The sequence below is a fragment of the Sulfurovum sp. XGS-02 genome (assembly GCF_023213175.1).
In the GTDB taxonomy this organism is placed as follows: Bacteria; Campylobacterota; Campylobacteria; order Campylobacterales; family Sulfurovaceae; genus Sulfurovum.
In genome coordinates, this window is the sequence record NZ_CP093312.1 from 1,098,406 (window position 1) to 1,116,756 (window position 18,351).

17 protein-coding genes are annotated in these 18,351 nt (G+C 41.9%); 9 read left to right on the forward strand and 8 right to left on the reverse strand.

Annotation, left to right across the window (positions count from 1 at the left end; genetic code table 11):
• Positions 1-5: 5 nt before the first annotated feature.
• The 4 genes from MN086_RS05550 to hemL all read right to left on the reverse strand — a co-directional run bounded on the left by MN086_RS05550 (position 6) and on the right by hemL (position 3,049).
• Positions 6-554, reverse strand: coding sequence for a hypothetical protein (locus MN086_RS05550; RefSeq protein WP_248575020.1), 549 nt, complete (start codon positions 552-554; stop codon positions 6-8).
• Positions 547-855, reverse strand: a complete 309-nt coding sequence (locus MN086_RS05555) for an AtpZ/AtpI family protein (protein WP_248575021.1) — start codon at positions 853-855, stop codon at positions 547-549. Before MN086_RS05555 ends, MN086_RS05550 begins: the two co-directional genes overlap by 8 nt.
• 103 nt (positions 856-958) lie before the next feature.
• The gene (locus MN086_RS05560) at positions 959-1,696 is read right to left on the reverse strand and encodes a S9 family peptidase (protein ID WP_248575022.1); all 738 of its coding nucleotides are present in this window, start codon (positions 1,694-1,696) and stop codon (positions 959-961) included.
• A 63-nt stretch (positions 1,697-1,759) separates the two neighbouring features.
• Positions 1,760-3,049 carry a glutamate-1-semialdehyde 2,1-aminomutase gene (gene hemL, locus MN086_RS05565; RefSeq protein ID WP_248575023.1) on the reverse strand — a complete coding sequence of 430 codons (1,290 nt, stop codon included), beginning with the start codon at positions 3,047-3,049 and terminating at the stop codon, positions 1,760-1,762.
• 109 nt (positions 3,050-3,158) lie between these two features.
• Here hemL and MN086_RS05570 point away from each other — a divergent pair, with 109 nt between their 5' ends.
• Positions 3,159-4,010, forward strand: a complete 852-nt coding sequence (locus MN086_RS05570) for an energy transducer TonB (protein WP_248575024.1) — start codon at positions 3,159-3,161, stop codon at positions 4,008-4,010.
• Positions 4,011-4,350: 340 nt separating this feature from the next.
• Here the strand turns inward: MN086_RS05570 and MN086_RS05575 are convergent, their stop codons facing one another.
• The 4 genes from MN086_RS05575 to MN086_RS05590 all read right to left on the reverse strand — a co-directional run bounded on the left by MN086_RS05575 (position 4,351) and on the right by MN086_RS05590 (position 10,074).
• Positions 4,351-5,475 (reverse strand): ABC transporter permease, encoded by a 1,125-nt coding sequence (locus MN086_RS05575; RefSeq protein WP_248575025.1) that lies wholly within the window; start codon positions 5,473-5,475, stop codon positions 4,351-4,353.
• Positions 5,476-8,202, reverse strand: coding sequence for a ribosome-associated ATPase/putative transporter RbbA (gene rbbA / locus MN086_RS05580; protein WP_248575026.1), 2,727 nt, complete (start codon positions 8,200-8,202; stop codon positions 5,476-5,478). It abuts the gene before it with no gap.
• Entirely contained in the window at positions 8,199-9,200 is a 1,002-nt protein-coding gene (locus MN086_RS05585; protein ID WP_248575027.1) for an HlyD family secretion protein, read from the reverse strand. The genes rbbA and MN086_RS05585 overlap by 4 nt, the downstream gene beginning before the upstream one ends.
• 184 nt (positions 9,201-9,384) lie before the next feature.
• A complete protein-coding gene (locus MN086_RS05590) occupies positions 9,385-10,074 on the reverse strand; it encodes a L,D-transpeptidase (protein ID WP_248575028.1) in 690 nt (229 codons plus the stop codon).
• A gap of 16 nt (positions 10,075-10,090) precedes the next feature.
• Between MN086_RS05590 and MN086_RS05595 the strand changes: the two genes are divergently transcribed.
• From MN086_RS05595 to mreC, 8 genes are read left to right on the forward strand one after another with little or no spacing between them, the layout of a single operon-like run.
• Positions 10,091-11,470, forward strand: a complete 1,380-nt coding sequence (locus MN086_RS05595) for a Na+/H+ antiporter NhaC family protein (protein WP_248575029.1) — start codon at positions 10,091-10,093, stop codon at positions 11,468-11,470.
• A 48-nt stretch (positions 11,471-11,518) separates the two neighbouring features.
• Positions 11,519-12,571 carry a lipid-A-disaccharide synthase gene (gene lpxB, locus MN086_RS05600; protein WP_248575030.1) on the forward strand — a complete coding sequence of 351 codons (1,053 nt, stop codon included), beginning with the start codon at positions 11,519-11,521 and terminating at the stop codon, positions 12,569-12,571.
• Positions 12,572-12,581: 10 nt separating this feature from the next.
• Positions 12,582-13,661, forward strand: a complete 1,080-nt coding sequence (locus MN086_RS05605) for an epoxyqueuosine reductase QueH (protein WP_248575031.1) — start codon at positions 12,582-12,584, stop codon at positions 13,659-13,661.
• 57 nt (positions 13,662-13,718) lie between these two features.
• Complete coding sequence (gene fabZ, locus MN086_RS05610; RefSeq protein ID WP_008242904.1) at positions 13,719-14,168, forward strand: 3-hydroxyacyl-ACP dehydratase FabZ; 450 nt, start codon at positions 13,719-13,721, stop codon at positions 14,166-14,168.
• Between the two features lie 8 nt (positions 14,169-14,176).
• Positions 14,177-14,974: an acyl-ACP--UDP-N-acetylglucosamine O-acyltransferase gene (gene lpxA, locus MN086_RS05615; RefSeq protein ID WP_248575032.1), complete on the forward strand. Its 798-nt coding sequence runs from the start codon at positions 14,177-14,179 to the stop codon at positions 14,972-14,974.
• On the forward strand, positions 14,974-16,194 hold the full coding sequence (gene clpX / locus MN086_RS05620) for an ATP-dependent Clp protease ATP-binding subunit ClpX (RefSeq protein WP_248575033.1): 1,221 nt from the start codon (positions 14,974-14,976) through the stop codon (positions 16,192-16,194). Before lpxA ends, clpX begins: the two co-directional genes overlap by 1 nt.
• Positions 16,195-16,218: 24 nt before the next feature.
• Positions 16,219-17,253 (forward strand): rod shape-determining protein, encoded by a 1,035-nt coding sequence (locus MN086_RS05625; protein WP_248575034.1) that lies wholly within the window; start codon positions 16,219-16,221, stop codon positions 17,251-17,253.
• Positions 17,243-18,277: a rod shape-determining protein MreC gene (gene mreC / locus MN086_RS05630; RefSeq protein WP_248575035.1), complete on the forward strand. Its 1,035-nt coding sequence runs from the start codon at positions 17,243-17,245 to the stop codon at positions 18,275-18,277. Before MN086_RS05625 ends, mreC begins: the two co-directional genes overlap by 11 nt.
• Positions 18,278-18,351 lie beyond the last annotated feature (74 nt).

Genomic DNA, 18,351 nt, shown 5'->3' on the forward strand with positions numbered 1-18,351 from the left:
GTACGTTATTCTGTCTGATCTTGGCTAATGTTTTCTTTTTCTTTTAGAAGGACCCAGACAAGAATCACAGAAGGGATACCCAAAGAGATAATATAACTGGGAATATGCAACAGGCCATGTCTGTTGAGATATAAAAAACCTAAGATAAGCAGCGCATAGGCACCTAATCTGTAGAAAGAGAGAGCCGCTTTGGTGTCTTTCATGGTTTGGTAGAGACTGCGTCTGTTCTCTTTGCGTTTTTTCTTCTCTTCTTTGATCGTTTCTGACAGACTCTGCTCTTCGGGCACTTCATTGTCACTGTACAGATCATACGGGTCTTCAAGTTTGTCGATCACATCTTGAGTCTCATCCATGGTTACCATGTTGTGTTTCACACGGGCATTGACCATACGTCTATAGCTCGCTATCGAAGCTATCATCACAAGCGATGCAGTGATATACCCTATCTGTGTATTGTAAAGCACTTTCATATCAAAAAATATTACAGAGATAAATACTAGTAAAATGTCGACAGTAAAGAGTACCGTAAAGATCTTACGGTTCATACTATGCATCGTCATCCTCAGCATCATATTTGTCCTGCTGTTCTTTTTTATAGGTATATCTTGGGTCATTAGCCAGTTCATCCAACGACCTCTTTTGTTTCGCATATGCTTTGTAGACATTAGAGATAGCCGCACCTATACCTATAAATACACCGATCCAGAGTGTCCATCCTGCACCTGTAAGATTACGCAATCCAAGTCCTATACCTACACCGATAATGACAGCAACAACCATGGAAATACCCAGACTGAGTCCGTCTGCAGCATCCACCACTTTTTTGAATTTTGGTTCTTCGGTATTATTTTGCATTTTTAGTCCTCTTAATTTAAAAATGTAGTATAGCCAATTGGTACATAGAACATGGTTTAGGGTAGGTTTTTCCTGCTCTATACAGCACCTGCAACTCTCTGCATTAGTATGACAACCCAATGAACAGCAGGATATACTCTTCTACTTTAGGCAGCAGCACGGTTCCGTGTCCATCACCGGAGAGTATGAGTGTAGTACCTGCTATCGCTTTTTTGCCGTATTCAAGTGCATTCACGTTCGCACCCAATGGATCATTTTTAGTAGCCACGAAATAGGTTTTTGTCAGAGAGCTCGAAAGGGCCATATCACTTTCAGTGTCTGTTGATTTTCCTGCAGAGAGCGTGATAAGTGCTTTTGCATCATAATCATTCAGAACTGGGATCAACGATGCACCACCAAGTGATGCACCGACAAGGTAGAGTTGTTGCATATCCAGACTTTTATCATCTTCTATTATTTCTAGCCATGCTATCAGGTCCTGTGGTATATTGGAAAAACCCACTTTTGGTGCACTTGCATCAAATGCAGCTCTCACTTCACTTGTATTTTTCGGTATTTGTACGCTGTTCTCTATACCTTTTTGTACGTTTGACTTTCCATGACCTCGCAGATCCACACTGAGTGTCGCCATACCTTTTGCATGTAATCTCATGGTGAGCATATCCCATGATGTATGGTCTGAATCGAACTGGTGTGCCAAAAGTACAATAGGCGCAGGTTTCGTAGTGTTTTGAGGTTTTTCCAGCCATCCGTGGAGTTCAAACCCATCTTCGGTAGTCAGTGTTAGTTCAGTAGCAAAAAGAGGTAGTATAAGTACCAAAGAGAGTAGAAACTTTTTCATGATATCTCCTTTATAAGATCACCATTTTGTTGGCTGTTTTATCAAAGTGATCTGAAGTATGGCCTAGGCTATTTCAGCCATCACTTCATAAGCCGCTTTGATCGTATCATCTATCATCTCATCTGTTGTAGCTGCACAGATAAATCCTGCTTCAAATGATGAACATGCAAGATAGATACCTCTGTCCAACATGCCTTTATGGAACTTTGCGAACCTTGCTGTATCATTGTCCAGGGCATCATCGAAGTTTTTCACTGGCTTATCTGAGAAAAAGAAACCGAACATACTGCCTCTTACATCTGTAACCAAAGGTATGTTTGCAGCATCTGCAGCTTTTTTGAAACCATCCATAAGCTTTTTCGCTTTGTTCCCAAGAGACACATATAATGAAGGATTGGATTTGAGCTTTCTAAGACTGGTAAGACCTGCTGCCATAGCCACAGGGTTACCTGAAAGTGTTCCGGCCTGATAGACCGGACCTTCAGGAGAAAGATGTGCCATGATCTGTGCTGAGGCACCGAATGCACCCACAGGCATACCTGCACCGATCACCTTACCAAGAGTCACCATGTCCGGTTTCACGCTTGAAATACCTTGTGCCCCTCTCAGTGAAGCCCTAAATCCGCTCATTACTTCATCAAAGATAAGCAGTGCACCATGGTTCGTACAGAGACATCTCAGTTCTTCCAAGAATGCTTCATCTGCAGGTACAAGCCCCATATTCCCTGCTATTGGCTCGATGATCACACAGGCGATACCATCCGGTGACTCTTCAAAACACTTCAGTACGGATTCGATATCGTTATAGGTTGCCAAGAGTGTATGCTTGGTAAGGTCAGCCGGAACACCTGGGCTTGACGGAGAGCCGAATGTAGCCAGACCCGAACCGGCCTGTACAAGTAGTGAGTCCGAATGACCATGATAACATCCAGTGAATTTGATAATATTTTCTCTGCCTGTCACACCGCGAGCCAAACGAATAGCAGACATGACTGCTTCTGTTCCAGAACTGACGAAACGTACTTTATCGATACTGTCAAAAAGCGTGACTATCTCACCGGCAAGCTCAGTCTCTATGGTCGTAGGTGCACCAAAACTCAATCCTCTTTTGACTGCTTCTATGACTGAAATTTCGATCTCTGCATCTGCATGACCAAAGATAAGCGGTCCCCAACTCTGCACATAGTCGATATATCTGTTCCCGTCAATATCAAAAAGGTATGCGCCCTCGCCTTTCTCTATGAACGGTGGTGTACCTTCTACTCCTGAAAATGCACGTACCGGAGAGTCAACACCCCCGGGTATCACTTTATATGCGTCTTCAAATGCCGCTATACTTTTGTCATATGCCATGTTATTAATCCTCATAATGTATAATTGCAAAGATTATACACTAAGGGCACTTAGGGCTTTATACAAGGAGAGTATCATCAGAACGCTGAAAGGATTATTACTCTCTTTATTGTTACATTTACTGATCCTGCTGTTTTTTATGAAAAACTGGAAAGAGATCATCTTCTTGCCCCCTCAGGGACAAGAGAAGAAGATAAGCCTGAATCTGCAACAAATAGTGACGCCTCCACCTCCTAAACCAAAGCCGGTACCTCTTCCTAAACCCATAATCACTCCGCCAACCCCCATGCCTGTCATCGAAAAACCAATAGAACCAGCCGTGCAAGCCGTAAAGAGAAAAGCGTTAGATGAGAGTAAAAAGCTCTTTGCACAGCAGAGCAGTGAAGAGAACAATGTTACCAAGACAGTACCAAAACCTGTTCAAAAGATCGTTAAAAAAGAAGAGAAGAAAAAAGCTGTTAAGAAGGTACAAAAAAAACGTGTAGTGAAAAAGAGAAAGCAGTACAGACAACCTAAGCGTTCAAGTGATCCTCTTGCCAGTGCACTTATGGGCTCTGGTACATCGATGTATCCTTCACAGCGGAGCCGCCCATCATCCTCAGGCAGTTATGGTGCAAGAATGATCAATCAGCTTTATGGTGAAGAGTTCAACAGCTACAGCGAAACGCAAAAAAAGTTCATCAAAAATAACCTGGGAACCATTCACGCTATCACGCAACGTACACTGACCCGAAACGGATATCCTGAGGTTGCGGTACGTACAAGACAGCAGGGAACCAACATCGTCTCTTTTTATCTCCATCCAAACGGTGATATCACCGATCTCAAATTAAAAAGGCCTATAGGCCACCAGGCTTTAGACCAAAATACTTTAGACGTGATACGTATCGCCTATAAAGACTACCCTTTACCGAATAAAAAAACCAAGATCGTTTTTTATGTAAGGTACAGTATCTACTAAATGAAAACCTTATAAAGTGATATATTATAAGGTTTATATATAAATAAAAGTAGAAGACGTTTTTATCGTTTTTTAATAGAGGTAAGTAATTTTTTCATCTAAAAATCAATATTTGAATGTTGTACTCCAAGCCGATTTTGAATGTCCCTTTTCATATCCGACTTCATAAAATACATTCATATACTTTTTGTCAATAATATCTTCCAAAGGTACATCAAAACTCTTTAGTACATTGGTTATATGTACACGAAATCCATCTCGTTTAGCTAATGCTTTTATACCCACACATGGTATTTTGTCAAGGTATAAAATGATCGTTTTGCAATATCATTTAATCTTTTTAATTTAAACTCTTCTTGAAAATTGAAAGGGAAAAGATAAAGAAGAACATCCCTATGACAAAAATCCAAAACATATCAACCCATATAACATCTAGTCCAGCTCCTCGATAGAGAATAGCCTGAGACATACTCACAAAATGGCTTGTTGGCATCAAAAACATAAAATTTTGAAGCAGTTGCGGCATACTTTCAAAAGGAGTGATAGCACCAGAGAGTATATGAAGCGGCAAAATCGTGATAATGATAATAAGCCCCAGCTGCGGCATGGATCTAGCGACAGTCCCCATGAAAATCCCCATTGATGTTGTTGAAAAAAGCATTAAAAAAGCCCCGAATAAAAAAAGCCCTTCAGATCCTGCTATTGGAACATCCAGCACGCCTTTAATCACAAACTGTAAAGAGAGTGCTGCGGCCAATAAGACAACAACTCCCATGGACCAAACTTTAGAGAGCATGATCTCAGCAGCACTCAATGGCATGACCATCAGGTGCTCAAGTGTTCCATGTTCTCGCTCACGAATCAGTGCGGCACCTGAGAGAATGATCGAAAGAAGGGTGATCTGTTCAATAAACTCCATCACACTTCCAAACCATGTGCTTTCAAGCGCCGGATTAAACTTCATACGGGCAACAAGTTCCACCGGGAGTGAAGCGTCATTGTCAGCTGAAGTACCTTGTAAAAAAGTGCGGACTTCATCATTGATCATCTGTTGTATGTACCCCGCACCGATACCTGCCTGTGACATACGCGTAGCATCGATATTGAGTTGGATGGTAGGTTGTCTTCCTTGCAGTACTTCCTTCTCAAATGAAGGTGGAATGGTAAGTACAAACGTGTATATCCCCTTATCCATTCCATAGTCAATCTTATCTGCCTCTATCAGATCAGGAGGAAGGAATCGTGGTTTGTAAAATGCTCCAATAATCCGTGCTGAGAGTACCGATTGATCTTCATCATTGAAAGCAACAGGAACCTTATTCAATTCCGAAGAGGTTGCGGTTGCACCAAGGTAGATAGCAAAAGAGAATGTATAGACAATCAGAATAGTCATCATTTTATCATGCCATAGACTTTGAAGTTCTTTGATCCCAAGGCGATAGATGTTCAGAAGACTTTTTTTCATTTAAGCCTCCTGTTTTTTCAGTACTGTAATACTGAGCAGCGTAATAACTACAACAATAACTGCAAGCGCAGAAAAATCATAACTAAGATCACTAAACTCAAGCGCTTTACTAAAAACGCCACGGCTTATATTGATAAAATAGGTTGCCGGGAAGATATTGCCCATCACTGCTCCAGCACCTTCCAAGGAGCTGACCGGTTCATTAAGCCCTGAAAAACTGACTGTCGGCAATAAAGTAAAGATAGCTGTTGCAGCCAGTGCTGCAATCTGTGTTTTCGCAAATGAGGACATCAGAAGTCCCAACCCTGTAGTTGCTGTAACAAAAAGCACTGCACCAAGACTTAATGTCCATAAACTTCCCTTGAGCGGTACCTCGAAAAGAGTAGTTGCAAAAACAACCAACCCCAAATATCCGATCATACTGATAACGATATAGGGCAACTGTTTCCCCAGTAAAAACTCTAGCCGTGTTACTGGTGTAGCATAGAAGTTTGTAATAGAGCCAAGCTCTTTTTCCCTCACGACACTCAATGCCATCAAGATAGACGGAATAAACACTAAGAGCAGAGGGATGACTGCCGGTACCATCGCATAGATACTTTTAAAATCCTGATTATAGCGATAGCGCATCTCGATATTAACTGCTGAGAGTACTGGAGTAGCCCCTGACTGCTCTTTTGTCTGTTGGATCAGGTAATCATAGTGCATACCTCTGACATACCCTCGAATCGTCTCGGCCCGGAACGGCATTGTCCCATCAATCCATACACCGATCTCAACAGATTTGCCTCGTTTTAGGTCCCGTCCGAATCCAGGCGGTATTTCAAGTGCCAGAGAGATTTCTCCATTACGCATTCTTTGATCAAGCTCATAGGATGATCTGATCTCAGTTTGTTCTTCAAAGTAACGTGATCCTGAAAGATTCTGAGTATAAGAGCGGCTCTGGGGTGTTTGGTCCCTGTCCAGAACAGCAAAGTGCAGGTCCTCTACATCCATATTGATCCCATATCCAAGAGTGAACATTAACAAAATGGTTCCAAAAAGAGCAAAAACAAGTCTGACTGGATCTCGAATCAGCTCCAAAGATTCACGGTAAGTGTAGCCCAAAAGGCGCAGCCAACTAAAAAAACGGTTCTGAGGTTTTGACTGGGGAAATGACGCTTGCAAGTGGGTACTTTTTTGTAATGACTTGCTCTCTTCCGCCTCTTCAAGGTAATCTATAAAAGCATCTTCGAGATTTTCTTTATTCCTTGCACGAATTAACGCTTCAGGGGTATCACTGGCCAGTACGCGCCCTTGATGCATCAATGATATCCGGTCACAACGCTCCCCTTCATTCATAAAGTGCGTTGAGACAAAGATCGTTACGCCTTCATTGCGTGAAAGACCAATGAGCAATTCCCAAAAACGGTCACGCGAGACTGGATCTACACCGGAAGTGGGCTCATCAAGAATCAATATTTGAGGGTTATGGACAACAGCTACTGCCAAAGAGAGACGTTGTCTTATACCAAGAGGAAGGTCCATAGTATGAGTATCAGCGTAGTGTTCCAAATCAAAATGATCTATCATCTCTTCTATTCGAGGTTCAACTTCAGTTTGTGGAAGGTGAAAAAGCTGTGCATGTAGTTTCAGATTCTGTCTGACCGTCAGCTCTGAGTAAAGTGAAAATCCTTGGGTCATGTACCCAACCCGATGACGTGTAGAAAGATCTTGAACATCTATGGGCTGACCAAAAAGCCATGCTTTACCTTCTGATGGATTGAGCAGTCCTGTAAGCATCTTCATGGTTGTCGTTTTACCACAGCCGTTCGAGCCGAGAAATCCAAAGATCTCTCCACGATCTATACTAAAGCTCACATCATCTACAGCAGTAAAGTCACCAAAGCGGATCGTAAGTCCCTTCGCGATGATAGCTTCTTCTCCATTCTCATCCATGATATCGGTACGTGGCGGGACGACAAGAGTTTTATATCCCCGGCGCTTTGACTCAGGCAATAAAGCAATAAAGGCATCATCGAGATTATCGGTACTTGTCTTTTTATACAACTCATCCGGCGTACCTGTAGCCAGAAGCTTTGCATCATCCATCGCAATTATCCAATCGAAGCGCTCCGCCTCTTCCATATATGCTGAGGCGATAATAACACTCATTCCTTCCCTACGCTTTCTCATACGTTCAACCAGTACCCAAAATTGCCTGCGTGAAAGCGGATCTACACCTGTTGTAGGTTCATCCAGAATCAGTAGATCCGGGTCATGAATAAGCGCACAGCAAAGTCCAAGTTTTTGCTTCATACCACCTGATAACTTACCTGCAGGACGATCACGAAAAGGTGCAAGCCCCGTACTTTCAAGTAACTCATTTATCCTAGCTTGACGCTCACCCCTTCCTTGTCCAAAAAGACGGCCGAAAAAATCGACATTTTCCTCCACTGAAAGAGACATATAAAGGTTTTTGCCAAGCCCCTGAGGCATATAAGCAATTCGAGGGCCTATTTTGCTCCGATGTTTTTTAAATCTCATATCTCCATCAAGAACTTTGACTGATCCCTCTTGTATTTTTCTCACACCTGAAATGAGTGCCAATATGGTCGATTTCCCCACCCCATCAGGGCCAATAAGCCCAACCATACAACCACTGGGAATATCTAAACTCACATTATCCACCGCCACCGTATTCCCATAACGATGACTTAAATTAAGCAGAGATGCTATCGAAGTCATGGTCTTGAACCGTTTCTATCTCTCATACGTAGTGAATCTGGCCAAGGCATCGTTTCGTTCAATCGTACATAAGCAATGCCCGGTAATCCGGATTTAATCTTATGTAAATGTCCCAGCAAGAGTTCAGGAGCTATTTTCACCTTGACACGGAACATCAATTTTTCTCTTTCAGTAGCTGTTTCGATCTCCTTAGGCGTAAACTGTGCTTCAGGTGAAATGAAACTTACTTTTGATGGTATAGGAGTATTTGGTAGTGCGTCCAGAACAATACGTGCATCCGAACCGATATCGATGAGGCCAACCTGAGAGGTAGGTAGAAAAATAGTCATGTATGTATCGATAAGATCAAGTACCACTAAAGCATTGCCTCCGCTTCCTATCATTTCTCCTTCTTCTACCAGACGGTAAAGCACTCTTCCTTTTACTGGAGAATAGAGTTTACTCTCTTGTAGTTGTACTTCTATACTCTCAGCCTGTGCTTTTGCTGCACTGATCGCTGCTTCATAGCTTGTCACTTGTGCCTTCGCTGCCATTAGTGCTGCTTGCGCCCTTTGGTATTCTGTTTCATCATCTTCAAACATAACCAAAGCGATACTCTTACTTTCAAATAGTGCTTTACTTCTTAAAAAATCATTCTCTTTATGTTTGAGATCTATCTCTTTTTGAGAGACTACAGCTTGAGCATAATTTCTATTTTCTTTAGCCTGTTCAACCCCTGCAAGTGCGACCTTATATCGTGCTTCAAGCTCTCTGGTATCAAGCTTGGCCAACAACTGACCCTTCTCAACCATATCTCCCTCTTTGACATAAATATGTGTTAATCTCCCTCCATATTTAGCAGTGATATCAACCTGTGTAGTCTCCAGTCTACCATTACCGGAAGCAATTCCGTCATAGTGGTTAGACTTATCCCAATATTTTGTCAACATAAGCACAGAAATGAGCAGACCTATAACCACTACAACAAATAAGATTTTTTTCAATGGACTTGTTTTCATCTCTTCTCCTCTGGCTTCTTTTTACATAGAATACACTTTAACTATATATTATCTTAATTCCCTAAAAAATGAAAAACTTAAAATCTCACATATTTTACAGGGTTATTCGTTGTAGCTACGTTTGTGAGGGATAATTTTATACACTTCAATAGGAAATCTATTAAATGTACAATTATGGATGAGTTTATAAGGTTTTAATTCTTTTCCAAAAACTTGTTACCAGACCTTCAGTCCCTTGAAGTAACAGAGGATATTTATCTGCATCCAGCCATTTTATGATCTCTTGAATCTCACTCTCATGCATCACAGTACATCCGGCAGTAGGTACATCCTTTATATGCATAAAAATACATGACCCAGCCCCCTTTACGGCTCCATCTTCATCTATATGGTTATGATCCACCACAATGCCATACTTGTAGTAGTCTTTAGGAAACTTCATATGCTCTTTACTTTTATAATCCACATCAACTTGTGTACTATCTACAATTTTATTGTAATACTTAGAATTGACATCATCCACACAATGGTCTGTCTCTTCGTAAACTTTATAAGGGTACTTAACATTAAAGGGTGCATATCCAAAAGCTTGTTTGAGTTTGAAAATACCTGCCGGTGATTTTCCATCACCCTCTTTTTTGATAATCTGTGCATCTTTTGGTACTTCATGCAGCCCTATGCCCCATCCCAAACCGTTCCTACCCAGTTTTATCTCTATAACATCACCTACTTTTTTCCAGCGTGTATCATCTAGTTCATAGCGTTGCAAAGTGCCTATCGGTGTAGACCAGTTTTTTGTTGTTACGACCAAAAGTTGTTTTGTTTGGGCCTGTAGCGTGATCAGTGTGACACATAGTGCAAGTACAATCTTCATGTGGTATAATCCTTCTATGGAATATGGAATATTATCAATAGCAATCCCGTTGCTGACAATCATTTTAGCTATTATAACCAAAGATGTGATCGTTTCGCTCATGGGCGGTATCTTTGCAGGTTTCTTGGTACTGAATGCCTATAACCCTATCGATGCCTTCATTGCTCTTTTTGACGGTGTTATCGCACTTTTCTCAGAAACTTGGATCACCAAAACACTTCTCTTCATCGTGATGGTGGGCTCCATTATCAGACTACTCACACTAAGCGGGGCGGTTGACAGTTTCGTAGCCTATCTTAGCCAACGGTCAAAGAAAATAGACTCACCGACAGGAGCGATGCTGCTTGCCTATGTTATCGGGGTCGTGATATTTATAGAGTCATCTATCACTGCACTGGTTGCTGGTACTGTGGCCAAACCTCTATGTGACAAGAATAGTGTCAGCAGGGAAAAACTTGCCTATATCTGCGATTCGACTTCTGCGCCTATCTGTTCTCTCATCCCGCTCAATGCATGGGGTGCCCTGCTGCTAGGGCTCATCGTTACGGCTATTGACTCTCAGGTGATATCAGGAGACGGTGTCTCTTTACTAATCTCTTCTATCCCCTATAACTTTTATTCGCTCTTTACTTTGGCGATTGTATTAGTGGTTATATTTTTAAATATTAATATCGGACCTATCAAGAATGCAACGCCTGTACCCTATGTGGTTCAGCATGATGAGACAAAGATTAAAGCTACACCCTACAGGATGCTTTTGCCTATTTTAGTGATGGTATTGATGGTTCCGGTTGGTCTCTATCTCACAGGAGAAGGTGACATATTTAAAGGTTCAGGCTCCACTTCTGTCTACTACGCTGTGATCATCACGTTACTCTTTATATACCTCTATTATGTACCGACCAAAACACTCACGCATCAAAACTATTTTATAGGGTTGTATGAAGGTATAGGAGATATGATACCCGTAGGATTGATCATGGTCTTTGCGCTGCTTATAGGAAACGTCATAGGTGATCTTGGTACAGCCAAATATTTGGCTCATTTGCTTACGGGGAACATTTCACCTGTACTCATACCGCTACTTATCTTTTTAGTGGCAAGTATCACTGCATTCTCAACAGGGACAAGCTGGGGTACATTTTCCATTATGATGCCTATTGCTTTAGCGTTGGGTGCAACGATGGACCTGCATATTCCTTTGGTCATAGCTGCAGTCATCTCAGGAGGGATCTTTGGAGACCACTCTTCGCCTATCTCTGACACGACCATTATTTCATCCATGGCGGCAGGGTGTGACCATGTGGAGCATGTAAGAACACAACTGCCTTATGCACTCTTAGGCGGTATGTTGGCATCAGGTGCTTTTTTTATAACGGGATGGTTCACCGTATGAATTTATTGAAAAAAGGCAAATCATGAGCACAAAACAAGGAATCATTTAATGAAGCTTCTCGTCTCAGCCCTCGAACCCTCATCAAACCTCCATTTAAAAGAGGTTCTCAAACATACCCATGATCTTGAACTCCTGGGTATCTTCGACAAAAATATCAAAGAGGGTAAACCACTGTATGATATCAGTGAAATGGCCATCATGGGTGTAGTAGATGCCATCAAAAAGCTCCGATGGTTCTTTAAAGTAGCTGATGAGATGGTCGAACTCGCTAAAGAGGTAGACAAAGTACTTTTAATGGACTCTTCAGGATTTAACCTTCCTTTGGCTAAAAAACTCAAAGCAAAATACCCTAATAAAGAGATCATTTACTACATCCTTCCTCAAGTATGGGCCAGCCGTCCCAAACGTGTTAAGAAGCTGGAACAGTATTGCGATAAACTGCTCGGCATACTCCCCTTCGAGATAGAGTATTACAATTCTGATAAAGCACAGTATGTCGGACATCCGCTGCTGGATGAGATAGATGTACACCGCATTGAAGAAGAGACAAAAGGATGCATCGCATTCATGCCGGGAAGCCGAAAAAGTGAGATAAGCCGTCTGATGCCCATTTTTCTGGAACTGCGCAGAAAATTCCCGGAGATCCGACCGCTCCTTGTCATTCCTCCTTCTTTCTCTAGGAACAAGATAGCTAAACTCTACAAAGGCAATCGAGAGTTTGAGATCGTGCGTGATACCCACGAAGCCCTCAGACGTGCTGAGTTTGCCTTCATCTGTTCAGGGACAGCCACACTTGAAGCTGCACTCATAGGTACACCTTTTACACTTGCTTACATTGCTAAGAAAGTAGACTTTTTCATAGGGACGAAACTGCTGGGCATCACACAGGTAGGCTTGGCCAACATCATACTTACCCATTACAATAACACCACCTTGCATAATGAGTTGCTCCAGGAAGAAGTGACAGTTGACAACTTGTTAAAAGAGTACTACAATACCGACCGTAAGATCTTTGGTGAGAAAGCTGAAGAGTTAAAAAGATATCTTTCTCATGGCAGTTCCAAGAAAGTCGCGGAAATAATCATGTTGGAAAAATCATAATGGAGTCATCATGCTAGTACATATCTGCTGTTCGGTCGACAGTCACTACTTTTTGCAAAAACTCCAAACAGAGTACCCCGAAGAGAAACTGACCGGGTTCTTTTATGATCCCAACATTCATCCCTACTCCGAGTACTACCTACGACTTCTGGATGTAAAACGCAGCTGCAAGATGCTCGGTATTGACCTCATTGAGGGAGAGTATGATGTGGAAAACTGGCTTGAGGCTGTACGCGGTTTGGAACATGAACCAGAAAAGGGATCTCGCTGCTCTGTCTGTTTTGACAGACGCTTTGAGGTGTCCGCACAAAAAGCCAGTGAGATAGGTGAGACAAGCTTTACCTCTACCCTGCTTACCAGCCCTAAAAAATCTCTTAAACAACTGAAAGTTGCCGGTGATGCATTGGCCCACAGGGAAGGCATAGCATTTGTAGCACCTGACTACAGAAAAGCATCAGGTACTCAGGAACAGAACATTTTAGCCAAAGAGGATGCACTCTACAGACAAGACTACTGTGGATGTATGTTCGGTCTGACTATTCAGCGTGACCAGCAGGAGAAACTGGCAGATGAACTCTTTGTACCGCTCTCAAAACAGATACAGCCAGAATCCATAGAAGAGCGCATTGCAATGTATGAAAAACGCTGGGAAATGGAAGAAGCGAACATCCCTCACAAGATCATCAAACAACGGTTCTTGAACTGGCGTTTGATGATGGGCTTACTGCGTGTACGAAAAGAGGTCGTTCCTGCACACTTTCTACCCTACTCTACACTTAAAGGCGAATATACAAGAGGTAAGATAGAGTACCATATCGGAGAGGTGTATCATATGAACCGTGATGAGGTACGTTTCATCACGCTTGGATACTACAATGAGCTCGCTGGCACAGACTATAAAAGCGTTACAGAGCTCATCTATGCCCCACCATTGTTTAGTAAAGAAGTGGAGGTACGAGCCAAGCTGGGTGTAACCCCTTATGATCTCTCTGTTATTATGGTCGTTGAAGAGATACCAAACAACAAGATAGAGATCATTTGTCAAAGCAAGACCTACAGTGATGTTAAAGAAGTATTAATAAATATATAAACCGCCTTTTACAAACTTTTCGATAAAATAATCCAATTTTAAAATAAAGGTTTATACATGCTTTATAACGTCGTAGACATTCAAAATATATTGCCACATAGATACCCATTCTTGCTAGTGGACAGAATTACTGAACTTACTCCGGGTGAATATATCGAAGGTCTTAAAAATATCTCTATCTCAGAACCTGTATTTCAAGGTCATTTCCCGGGTCATCCTATCTACCCTGGTGTAATGATCATTGAAGGTATGGCACAGGCTGGTGGTGTATTGGCGTTTAAAAGTATGGATCTAGCCAGTCAGGAAGAGATCGAAAATAAAGTGGTATACTTTATGAGTATCGATAATGCAAAGTTTCGTTCACCGGTTACACCGGGGGATCAACTGGTGTACAAGATCAATGTCATCAAAAACAAAGGTGCCGTATGGCAACTTGATGCAAAAGCATATGTAGATGACAAAGTAGTTGCGCAAGCTGAACTTAAAGCTATGATCGTAGATAAATAGGTCTTTTGATGTCTTTAATACACGCTTCTGCAGTCATAGAAGATGGGGCCATCCTCGGTGAGAACGTTTCTGTAGGTCCTTTTGCATACATCGGCCCGAATGTAAAGATCGGGGATAATACCACCGTGGCTACACATGCTGTGATAGAGGGCCATACTACCATAGGAAAAAATAACCGTATTTTCCCGCATGCTGCGGTGGGTACGATACCGCAGGATTTAAAGTTTGCAGGAGAACGTGTAGAACTTATCATTGGTGATAACAATACCATCAGAGAGTTTACCTTGCTCAACCCGGGGACCAAAGGTGGAGGTTCTGTTACTAGGATAGGTAACGGGAACCTGCTTATGGGGTATGTGCACCTAGGGCATGATGTGATCCTTGGAGACAACTGTATCCTTGCAAATGGTGCGACACTTGCAGGCCACGTTGAGTTGGGTAACCATGTGGTGATCGGTGGACTTACCCCTGTACATCAGTTCGTACATATCGGTGACTATGCGATGATAGGTGGGGCCAGTGCTTTATCACAGGACATTCCGCCTTTCTGTCTGGCTGAAGGTAACCGTGCGAACTTGAGAGGACTCAACCTTACAGGTTTACGCAGAGCAATGGATCGGAAAGATATCAATGCACTCAAATCAGCCTACAGGGAACTTTTTGAAGAAGGTAAACCATTGCAGGAAGTAGCACAAAGACTTTTTGAAAGTACAGACTCAGATAAGGTCAAACAACTTTGTGAATTTATTATGACCTCTAAAAGAGGTATTCCGTTTACACGGTCAAAAACAAATGAGGATAAATAATGACAAGAAAAACATGTAGCTTTTGTGAAGCCCAAGAGAGCGAAGAAAATCCACTCATCGCGGGTGAAAGCGCTTATATCTGTTCAAACTGTGTTGTTTCTGCCTATAAGATCCTTTTTGGTGAGGAGGAACAGGATGAGTCACAAACAGACGTTGGACCTCATATTCTCTATACACCAAAAGAGTTGAACACGCTACTTGATGATTATGTCATTGGTCAAGAGAAAGCGAAAAAAACACTCTCAGTTGCTGTCTATAATCACTATAAACGTATTTTCAAAGACGACATTCAGGATGATACACAAATCGCTAAATCCAATGTGCTTCTCATAGGACCAACCGGTTCAGGAAAAACACTTTTGGCACAAACGATCGCCAGATTTTTAAATGTGCCTATCGCTATTGCAGATGCGACGAACCTTACAGAAGCAGGATATGTAGGTGAAGATGTTGAAAACATTCTTACTAAACTGCTTATGGCAGCAGATGGTGACCCGCAACGTGCTGAACAGGGGATCGTATTTATCGATGAGATAGACAAGATCGCCAGAATGGGTGAAAACCGTTCTATCACACGTGATGTATCAGGAGAAGGCGTACAGCAGGCCCTCCTTAAACTCATCGAAGGTTCAGTCGTGAATATACCGCCAAAAGGTGGACGTAAACACCCTAACCAGGACTTTATACAGATAGATACTTCTAATATACTCTTTATCTGCGGGGGTGCATTTGATGGTCTCAATGACATTCTTAAACGAAGACTTGGTGAGAACATACTTGGTTTTGGTCAGGAAAAACGCTCTAAGAAGGATGAAGAGAATCTTCTTCCTACAGTAGAGGCAGATGATCTTGTCACATACGGGATCATTCCTGAACTTATTGGCCGTCTGCATGTACTTGCGACACTGGGAGAGATAAGTAAAGAAGATATGGTTCGAATCCTGGTTGAACCTAAAAACTCTCTTGTCAAACAGTATCAAAAACTCTTTGAAATAGATGATGTAAAACTTACCTTCGAAGAAGATGCACTTTCGCGTATTGCCCAAAAAGCGCTGGAAAGAAAAACAGGAGCAAGAGGATTGCGTTCTATTCTTGAAGAGATACTTCTTGATATCATGTATGAGTTGCCTGAGCTTGAAGGATATGAAGTCGTGATCACTGATGAAGTCGTTGAATCAGGTGCAAAACCTTTATATATAAAAGATAAAATAACAGCATAACAGCAGCATTAAAAGGATATATGGATGTTTAAAAGATTATTAGGAATGTTCTCAAACGATCTAGCGATCGACCTGGGAACGGCAAACACACTTGTACTGGTGAAGGGGCAAGGTATCAGTATCAATGAACCTTCCGTCGTCGCTATCCAGTATGACAAGCATGGTAGAGAGAAAATTCTTGCCGTGGGTCAGGAAGCAAAAGATATGGTGGGTAAAACACCGGGAAATATTAAAGCGATTCGTCCCATGAAAGACGGTGTGATCGCTGATTTTGAAGTGACTGAAATGATGATCCGTTATTTCATTGAGAAAGCACATAGAAGAAAAGGTTTCTTCTCCCCACGTATCATTATTTGTGTACCTTATGGCCTTACACAGGTTGAAAGACGTGCCGTAAAGGACTCTGCTGAAAATGCCGGTGCAAGATATGTTTACCTCATAGAAGAACCTATGGCAGCTGCCATTGGTGCGGGTATACCGGTAAAAGACCCAAATGGTAACCTTGTAGTGGATATCGGTGGAGGTACAACAGAGATCGGTGTGACTTCACTGGGTGGTCTTGTGATCTCCAAGTCTATTCGTGTTGCTGGAGATAATCTTGATCAGGCGATCATTGACTACATTAAAAAGAACTTTAACCTTCTCATTGGAGAGCGTGTGGCTGAAGAACTTAAGATCAAGATCGGAACAGCAATTCCATTGAAAGAAGAGTTGACCACTACCGTACGTGGTAGGGATCAGGTTGAAGGAAGCCTTGCTTCTATAGAGATCACTTCTGAACATATCAGAGCTGCGATGAAGGATTCTCTAGAAGAGATCGCAGAAGCACTGAAAGATGTACTTGAGCAAACACCGCCGGAACTCGCCGGTGATATCGTAGAAAACGGTATTGTACTGACAGGTGGTGGTGCATTGATCAGAGGGCTGGACAAATATCTTTCGGATATCGTCAAACTTCCTGTATATATCGCTGAAGACCCTCTTCTTGCTGTTGCAAAAGGGACAGGTATTGCATTGGATGAAATAGATATCCTACAACAAATGGCATATGAAGACTAGACTTGTCATCATTGCCATACTGTTACTCATACTAACAGTACTACTGTCACGAAATGATGAACGTATCTCTGATACGTTTCTCAATATCATCAATCCTATCAAACAAAAATATAAACATTTTACACAGAATTTAGAAGATAAAAGCCAAAGCTATATTTTCCAAAAAGAGTCTATCGAAAAACTGAGTAAAGAGAACCGTATTTTACGTAAACGCCTTCTTGAACAGATCCACTATATAGAACAGGTAAAAGATATTTATGAAGTGCTTCCTACACTCAGCCACATTCCTGTAAAAAACATCTCTATCACCGATACCATATCCTATGTCAAACTGAACAGTTTTTCTCAGATCATACTGACCAAACCCAAAGGACTGACAGAAGATAAACTCTATGGCCTTATACAAGGCAGCGTCGTTGCAGGGACTGCAAGAGTCCGCAACAATCAACTCTATGGCTATCTGACATCAGATAAAAAGTGCCGCTTCTCTGTCTTCATCGGTGAGACTAAAGCACCGGGTATCGCTTTGGGATTAAAAGAAAATGAAATGATCGTCAAGTTCATACCAAAATGGCATAAAATAAAAGAAGGGGATGCCGTCCTTACATCAGGTTTGGATGGTATATTTTTTGCAGATATACCTGTAGGCCTTGTCACAAAAGTAGAAGTACAGAGTTCTTATACAGTTGCACATATCAAAACCTACAGTGATATTTTCCATCCTAAAGCATTTTTCCTGATCAATGATGCCAAAGCCACCCTTGCAGAAAATTATGATGCTAACAGAACCAACATGGCAACACGATACAGTACTCCTGATATCAATTTTGAGCAGGACCGTTCGGTGGAACCGCTCAAAGATGCCAATATAAGTACACCTGTTGTATCCAGTATACCGAGACGTATTGACCAGACACAAGAAGATGTTATCGAGCCTGCTGAAGTTTCAGAAATCGTAGAAGCACCTAGAAAAGTCAATAAGAAGAAGCTTGAAATCGGGTCAAGTAGTTTAGACCTCTTTTAAAAGCGTATTTTGCCCTTTTTTAAGGGCTTTTTCCATCTAAATCATGTATAATAACCAACTAAAAATTAAGGGTA